At 70.4% G+C, this 7,348-nt stretch carries 6 protein-coding genes; 1 reads left to right on the top strand and 5 read right to left on the bottom strand.

Going from position 1 to position 7,348, the window contains the following annotated elements; all coding sequences use genetic code 11:
• Positions 1-371 precede the first annotated feature (371 nt).
• The gene (locus AC07AZ_RS24050; RefSeq protein WP_478850985.1) at positions 372-1,379 is read right to left on the bottom strand and encodes a stage II sporulation protein M; all 1,008 of its coding nucleotides are present in this window, start codon (positions 1,377-1,379) and stop codon (positions 372-374) included.
• 130 nt (positions 1,380-1,509) lie between these two features.
• Between AC07AZ_RS24050 and AC07AZ_RS24045 the strand changes: the two genes are divergently transcribed.
• Positions 1,510-2,499 (top strand): RDD family protein, encoded by a 990-nt coding sequence (locus AC07AZ_RS24045; RefSeq protein ID WP_478850983.1) that lies wholly within the window; start codon positions 1,510-1,512, stop codon positions 2,497-2,499.
• Positions 2,500-2,517: 18 nt separating this feature from the next.
• On the opposite strand, the gene AC07AZ_RS24040 is transcribed toward AC07AZ_RS24045, so the two are convergent.
• The 4 genes from AC07AZ_RS24040 to manA all read right to left on the bottom strand — a co-directional run bounded on the left by AC07AZ_RS24040 (position 2,518) and on the right by manA (position 7,297).
• Positions 2,518-3,132 (bottom strand): hypothetical protein, encoded by a 615-nt coding sequence (locus AC07AZ_RS24040; RefSeq protein WP_478850981.1) that lies wholly within the window; start codon positions 3,130-3,132, stop codon positions 2,518-2,520.
• Positions 3,133-3,273: 141 nt separating this feature from the next.
• Positions 3,274-4,731, bottom strand: a complete 1,458-nt coding sequence (ahcY, locus tag AC07AZ_RS24035) for an adenosylhomocysteinase (protein ID WP_478850979.1) — start codon at positions 4,729-4,731, stop codon at positions 3,274-3,276.
• Positions 4,732-5,046: 315 nt separating this feature from the next.
• Positions 5,047-6,027 (bottom strand): cation diffusion facilitator family transporter, encoded by a 981-nt coding sequence (locus AC07AZ_RS24030; protein WP_478850977.1) that lies wholly within the window; start codon positions 6,025-6,027, stop codon positions 5,047-5,049.
• 118 nt (positions 6,028-6,145) lie between these two features.
• Positions 6,146-7,297 (bottom strand): mannose-6-phosphate isomerase, class I, encoded by a 1,152-nt coding sequence (gene manA / locus AC07AZ_RS24025; protein ID WP_478850975.1) that lies wholly within the window; start codon positions 7,295-7,297, stop codon positions 6,146-6,148.
• Positions 7,298-7,348 lie beyond the last annotated feature (51 nt).

Here is a 7,348-nt window from a genome sequence, read left to right as displayed (position 1 = left end):
CACCCGAGAGACTCTCTCGCGGCTTTCCTCCGGGCGCTTCCCTTCGGTCTTGCGTTTCCGACTCTATCAGACCGTTTCCGTATCCGATTTCCTCGGTGCTTTCCAGGTTTCCGCTTTCGCGTTTCCCTTTCCGGCGGTTCCGACTTTATCAGAAGTTTCGAGCCGGACTGACCGGCCGTCTGTTTCCGATTTATCGGGAAGTGGCTTCTTCGAAATCGAAGTTCTCAGAAGCAGACAGATACTATCCGCTGCCGAGCCGAATACCAACCCAGCTCCAGGCAACTGTTCGAATCTACCTCCCCAGTCCCTCCGTGTCAACGGCTCTCTTGGGGCGAAGGAGACAGTAGCAGCTCAGCGGCGTCGGACGCACATCAGGCGGCGGTGGGGACCGTGGCGCTGCGCTCGGCAGCTTCCACGTCACCGGTGTCGCCGGCGCGGGCCGCGCGTCCGCCCAGGACGAAGACGTATGCGAGGAAGGCGAGTTCGGCGGCGATTCCGATGCCGATCCGGGTCCAGGTGGGCAGTCCCGACGGGGTCACGAAGCCCTCGATGGCGCCGGAGACGAACAGAACCAGCGCGAGTCCGATCGCCATGCCCACCGCTGCCCTGCCCTCCTCGGCGAGTGCCGTGCGCCGGGAGCGGGGGCCCGGGTCGATCACGGTCCAGCCCAGACGCAGTCCCGTGCCGGCGGCGACGAAGACGGCCGTCAGCTCCAACAGCCCGTGCGGAAGGACGAGCCCGAGGAAGGTGTCGAGACGGCCGGCCGACGACATCAGGCCGAAGCCGACGCCGAGGTTGAGCATGTTCTGGAAGAGGATCCACAGGACGGGCAGTCCGAGGAACACGCCCAGGACCAGGCACATGGCGGCGGCCTGGGCGTTGTTCGTCCAGACCTGGGCGGCGAAGGAGGCCGCGGGGTGGCTGGAGTAGTACGTCTCGTACTGACCGCCGGGGCGGGTGAGATCGCGCAGTGCGGTGGGGGCCGCGATGGTGGCCTGCACCTCGGGGTGGGTGCCGATCCACCAGCCGAGGAGTGCTGCCACGACCGTGGACAGGAGTGCGGTGGGCACCCACCAGTGGCGCGACCGGTAGACCGCCGCCGGGAAGCTGTACGCCAGAAAGCGGGTCACATCGCGCCAGGAGGCCCGCCGTGTGCCTGTCACCGCACTGCGCGCGCGTGCCACGAGCTGGCTGAGGCGACCGGTCAGTTGTGGGTCGGGAGCACTGGACTGAATGAGGGAGAGGTGGGTGGCGGTGCGCTGGTAGAGGGCCACGAGTTCGTCGGCCTCGCTGCCGTTCAGTCGGCGCCGGCGACGGAGCAGGGCGTCGAGGCGGTCCCATTCGGCCCGGTGGGCGGTGACGAAAACGTCGAGGTCCATCGGTTTGCCTGCTCCTCGGCTGCTCGTCGGCTGCTCGTCGTGGATGTCAGCTTGTCGTACTGCGGCGCGATGCGCCCTCAGCTTGGCAGACTGGCCGTTCGCAGGGCAGGTCAGGGGAAGGACGACGGGCGTGAGTGAGCTGGTGACGGGTGAGGCGGTGGCGCTGGAGGTGCGCCCGGCGAGGTTGCCCAGCAGGGCACTGGCCGTGCTGCTCGATCTGGCCGTGGCCATGGTCTGTTACATCCTCGTGGTGGTCGCTCTGGCGGCCTCCACCTCCTCACTGGACGACGCCGCGCAGATCGCGCTGTCCATCGCGGCGTTCCTGCTCGTGCTGGTGGGCGGCCCGATCGCGGTCGAGACGCTCAGCCACGGGCGTTCCCTCGGCAAGTCGGCGTGCGGTCTGCGGGTGGTGCGGGACGACGGCGGGCCGATCCGGTTCCGGCATGCGCTGGTGCGGGGTGCGATCGGAGCGGTGGAGATCCTGATGACGTTCGGGGTCGTCGCGGTCGTCGCCTCGCTGGTGTCGGCGCGTGGCCGACGGCTCGGTGACGTGTTCGCGGGCACCCTGGTCGTACGGGAGCGGGTGCCGGCCGCCCGGACGGGCTTCGTTCCGCCGCCGCCTCCCTGGCTGGCGGGGCGCTTCTCGGAACTCGACCTGTCGGCGGTGCCCGACAGCCTGTGGCTCTCCGTCCGGCAGTACCTGACGCGCATGCAGCAGCTGGACCCGCAGGTGGGCTGGGCCATGGCGCAGCGGCTCGCCACCGATGTCGCGGCCCGTACCGGAGCTCCGGCGCCCCAGGGCGTTCCGCCGGCCGCCTACCTGGCTGCGGTGTTGCAGGAACGGCAGGCCAGGGAGGCCCGGCGGGCGTTCGGGAACGGTGGGGCCGGTGGCGTCATGGGCGCGCCGGCCGCCTATGGCCAGGGGGTTCAGGCGCCCGGGCTCCACAACTCGTACGGCTCGTACGCACCGCCGGGAGGTTCCTCGGCGGCCGGGGCGGGCGAGGGGTTCGGGGCCCGGGTACAGCCGAGTCGGCCGGTCGGGCCGGCGGAGGCCGCGCCGCCGGTCGCCGGGTCCGCCCCGGACGGCCGCCCCGCCACCGGGTTCGCACCCCCGGCGTAGCGACCCCTTCTCGCCGGCTCAGGTGAAGGTCGACGGCGGTGACGCCAGGTCTTCCAGCTCGATGCCGGGCGCCGCGAGCACCACGTCGCCGGCGATGTGCACGGCGTGCTGTTCGCCCGTGTCCAGGGCTGTGACCTGGTACTCGTCCACGGCCAGGGGGCCGTTGTCAGTGCCGTGTGTTTCTCTCTTCAGCAGGGCCCAGGACTGGTCCACGGTGCGGGGGGCGAGGACCGGGTCCGTGAGGGCCACGAGGCGTACACGGGTCGCCGAGGCGGAGGGGGTGAGGCGCAGGAGGCGGGTGACGGCGATGAGGAAAGCGGGGGATGTGCCGGTGAAGGCGTGGGCGCGCACGTTGCCTTCCGTGGCGTGAGTCCCGGTGGGGTCCGTCCGGACCCAGGTGACGCCGTCGAGGGCGGCGCCGCGTACCTGCCAGCTCGCGGCGTGGAGTTCGAGGCGGAGGGGGCGGCCGAGTTCGTCGAGGGCCAGGTCGACGGAACCGGTGGGTTCGCCCGAGGGGCTGGTCCGCTGGGCGACGTAGCGCCAGCCGGAAGGGCCGGGGGCGCAGTGGAAGTGCTCTTCTGCGAGGGGGGTGTGATCGTGCGGGTCGTGGAGCGAATATCGGCCGCGGGGCATGGGGGTCCTGGGTCTTGACGGGCTGGGTCCGGCCAAAGGGGCAGGCCCCCGGCACGGGGGTGCGGGGGCCTGCCTCTGAGGACCTGCCGCTGGGGAGCGCGTCAGTGCACGGACGCGCTCACAGCGGGCGGGGCTGCGGACTCAGTAGCGGTAGTGGTCCGACTTGTAGGGGCCGTCGACCTCGACACCGATGTACGACGCCTGCTCCGGACGCAGCCGGGTCAGTTTCACCCCGAGCGCGTCCAGGTGCAGCCGGGCCACCTTCTCGTCCAGGTGCTTGGGCAGCACGTACACGTCCGTCGGGTACTCGTCCGGCTTCGTGAACAGCTCGATCTGCGCCAGCGTCTGGTCCGCGAACGAGTTGGACATCACGAACGACGGATGACCCGTCGCGTTGCCCAGATTCAGCAGCCGGCCCTCCGACAGCACGATCAGCACCTTGCCGTCGGGGAACCTCCAGGTGTGGACCTGCGGCTTCACCTCGTCCTTGACGATCCCGGGGATCTTCGCCAGACCGGCCATGTCGATCTCGTTGTCGAAGTGGCCGATGTTCCCCACGATCGCCTGATGCTTCATCCGGGCCATGTCCGAGGCCATGATGATGTCCTTGTTACCCGTCGTCGTGACGAAGATGTCCGCCGTCTCGACCACCTCGTCCAGCGTGGTCACCTGGTAGCCGTCCATCGCCGCCTGCAACGCGCAGATCGGGTCGATCTCCGTCACGATCACCCGGGCACCCTGACCACGCAGCGACTCCGCGCAGCCCTTGCCCACATCGCCGTACCCGAACACGACCGCCGTCTTGCCACCGATCAGCACGTCCGTCGCCCGGTTGATGCCGTCGATCAGCGAGTGCCGGCACCCGTACTTGTTGTCGAACTTCGACTTCGTCACCGCGTCGTTCACATTGATCGCCGGGAACAACAGCGACCCGTCCCGGTGCATCTCGTACAGACGGTGCACACCCGTCGTCGTCTCCTCCGTCACACCCCGGATCTCCGACGCGAGCTGGGTCCACTTCTGGGAGCCGTCGGTGATGGTGCGGTGCAGGAGTTCGAGGACGACGCGCTCCTCGTCGGACTCCGCGGTGTCGAGGTCCGGGACCTTGCCGTCCTTCTCGTACTCGACGCCCTTGTGGACCAGGAGGGTGGCGTCGCCGCCGTCGTCCAGGATCATGTTGGGGCCGCCGGTGGGGGTGTTCGGCCAGGTCAGCGCCTGCTCCGTGCACCACCAGTACTCGTCCAGGGTCTCGCCCTTCCAGGCGAAGACGGGGACGCCCTGCGGGTTGTCGGGCGTGCCGTTCGGGCCGACGGCGATGGCAGCGGCCGCGTGGTCCTGGGTGGAGAAGATGTTGCAGGAGGCCCAGCGGACCTCGGCGCCCAGGGCCACCAGGGTCTCGATGAGCACCGCCGTCTGCACCGTCATGTGCAGCGAACCGGTGACCCGGGCACCCGCCAGCGGCCGCGCCCCGGCGTACTCACGCCGGATCGACATCAGGCCGGGCATCTCGTGCTCGGCGAGGGTGATCTCCTTGCGGCCGAACTCGGCCAGGGAGAGGTCGGCGACTTTGAAGTCCTGACGGTTGTCGACGGTCGTCATTACGGGCTGCTCCTCGTGATCGGGGCGAGGTGGGATAGGGCTGGTCTGCGCGGCGGCGGACACAGGGGTGCCCTCAGGAGGACACAGGGATGCCCGCGTGCGCGCAGCGCAGTCCGTCGGAGGCCCTCTCTCCCTCGGCCGGTCCGCGTGCGGACCGCCCGACCGCCATCAGCAGCGACGTCTGGCTTCCGCTCCAAGCTACACCGCTCGGCGCATGGCCCCCAGTCCGCCTGGGAACAGTTCACGCCGTTCCGCGGTGGCCGGGGTGCGGGAAGCGGGTGCGGCGCCGTCGGCCGGCGGGGAGGGGGAGGCGGGTCAGTGGCCGGCCGGGTGGGGGGCCGGGCCGCCGGGGGTGGCCTCGCGGTCGGGGCCCTTGGCGGCCTCGGCCTCGCTGTAGATGTCGGGTTCGAGGTAGATCACGCGGGCGATCGGGACGGCCTCGCGGATACGGGACTCGGCGGCGTTGATGGCGGCGGCGACCTCGGCCGCGGTGTCGTCGTGCTCGACGGAGATCTTGGCGGCGACCAGGAGTTCCTCGGGGCCGAGGTGGAGAGTGCGCATGTGGATGATGCCGGTGACGGTCCGCCCGTCGACGACGGCCGCCTCGATCTTCTTCACGTCCTCGACGCCCGCGGACTCGCCGAGCAGCAGGGACTTGGTCTCGGCGGCCAGCACGAGGGCGATCAGGATGAGCAGCACACCGATGCAGACCGTGCCGATGCCGTCCCAGACGCCGTCGCCGGTGAGCAGGGCCAGGCCGACTCCGCCGAGGGCGAGGACCAGACCGATCAGGGCGCCGAAGTCCTCCAGGAGGACCACGGGCAGTTCGGGGGCCTTCGCGCGCCGGATGAACTGCGCCCAGGACAGCGAGCCGCGCAGTTCGTTGGACTCCTTGATGGCGGTGCGGAAGGAGAAGCCCTCGGCGATGATCGCGAAGAGGAGGACGCCCACCGGCCAGTACCAGCGCTCGATGTCGTGCGGGTGGCGGATCTTCTCGTAGCCCTCGTAGACGGCGAACATGCCGCCGACGGAGAACAGGACGATGGAGACGAGGAAGGCGTAGATGTAGCGTTCGCGGCCGTAGCCGAAGGGGTGTTGGGGCGTTGCCTCGCGCTGGGCCTTCTTGCCGCCGACCAGGAGCAGGGCCTGGTTGCCGGAGTCGGCGAGCGAGTGGACGCCCTCGGCGAGCATCGACGAGGAACCGCTGAACGCGAACGCCACGAACTTCGATGCAGCGATCGCGAGGTTGGCGCCGAGTGCCGCCACGATCGCCCTGGTACCGCCTGACGCGCTCATGTGTCCGCGATGTCCCTTCCGTACGTACGCCGTGCAGACCTTTGCCTGTCCTTTGCCGGTGGGCCATTGTTGCAGCCCGTTCCGGCAACGGTCCCTCAGGTCACGCCTACCCCGTCCGTCACGCGACCACCGTGGCGCGGAAGAGCGTTCCGCCGCCGGACACCTCGGCCTTCTCACCCGCGGGGACGAACACCGAGCCGCCGGGCGTGAGTTCGTGCTCGCCGGCCCGGACCGAGCCCGCCGTGCAGAGCAGGATCTGAGGCGTCGGGCGGGTGAGGTCGTGTGCGGGGGCGCCCTCCGCCAGGACGTGACGGGAGAGCCGGAACTCGTCGATCGGGGTCGCGTACACCTCCTCGCCGTCGGGGGCGGCCTCCGGGCGCAGTACGCCGGGGTCGCCCGCCTCGAAGCGGACGACGCGCAGGAGTTCGGGGACGTCGACGTGCTTGGGGGTCAGGCCGCAGCGCAGGACGTTGTCGGAGTTGGCCATGATCTCGACGCCGAGGCCGCTGAGGTAGGCGTGCGGGATGCCGGCGCCGAGGAACAGGGCCTCGCCGGGCTGCAGCCGCACGTGGTTGAGCAGCATCGCGGCGAGGACACCCGGGTCGCCCGGGTAGTGGTGGGCGATGTCGGCGTAGGGGGCGTAGTCGCCGCCCAGGCGGTCGCAGGCGGCCGCGGCCTGAGTGACCGTGTCGGCTGTCTCCGCGCGGTCGGCGGTCAGCAGGGCGGTGAGGACCTCGCGCAGAGCCGCCTCCTCCGGCCGTGCGTGCAGGAGGTCGACGAACGGCTTGAGGGAGTCGACACCGAGACCGGCCAGCAGGTCGGCGGTCCGCGCGGGGGCGCGGAAGCCGCACAGGCCGTCGAACTCGGTGAGCGCGCAGATGAGTTCGGGCTTGTGGTTGGCGTCCCTGTAGTTGCGGTGCGGGGCGTCCACGGGGATGCCCCGGCGCTCCTCGTCCGCGTAACCCTCCCTGGCCTGGGCCAGGTCGGGGTGCACCTGGAGGGAGAGCGGGGCGCCGGCGGCGAGGATCTTGAGGAGGAAGGGCAGTCGGGGGCCGAACCTGGCGACGGACTCCGGGCCGAGTTCCCGGCCCGGGTCCGCGTCGATCACCTCGGCGAGCGTGCCGCGGCCGGTGCGGGAGGGGGCGCCCGGGTGCGCTCCCATCCACATCTCCGCCTGCGGTTGACCGGTCGGCTCGACCCCGAGCAGCTTCGGGATCGCGGTGGTCGAACCCCAGGCGTAGGGGCGGACGGTGTTGTCGAGGCGGTCCATGCTGTGTCTCTGTCTCCTACGTACGCTGCTCAGCGGGCGCTGGTCAGAAGG

Source organism: Streptomyces sp. NPDC043878 (assembly GCF_056435735.1).
This window is presented reverse-complemented; position numbering and strand designations above follow the sequence as displayed.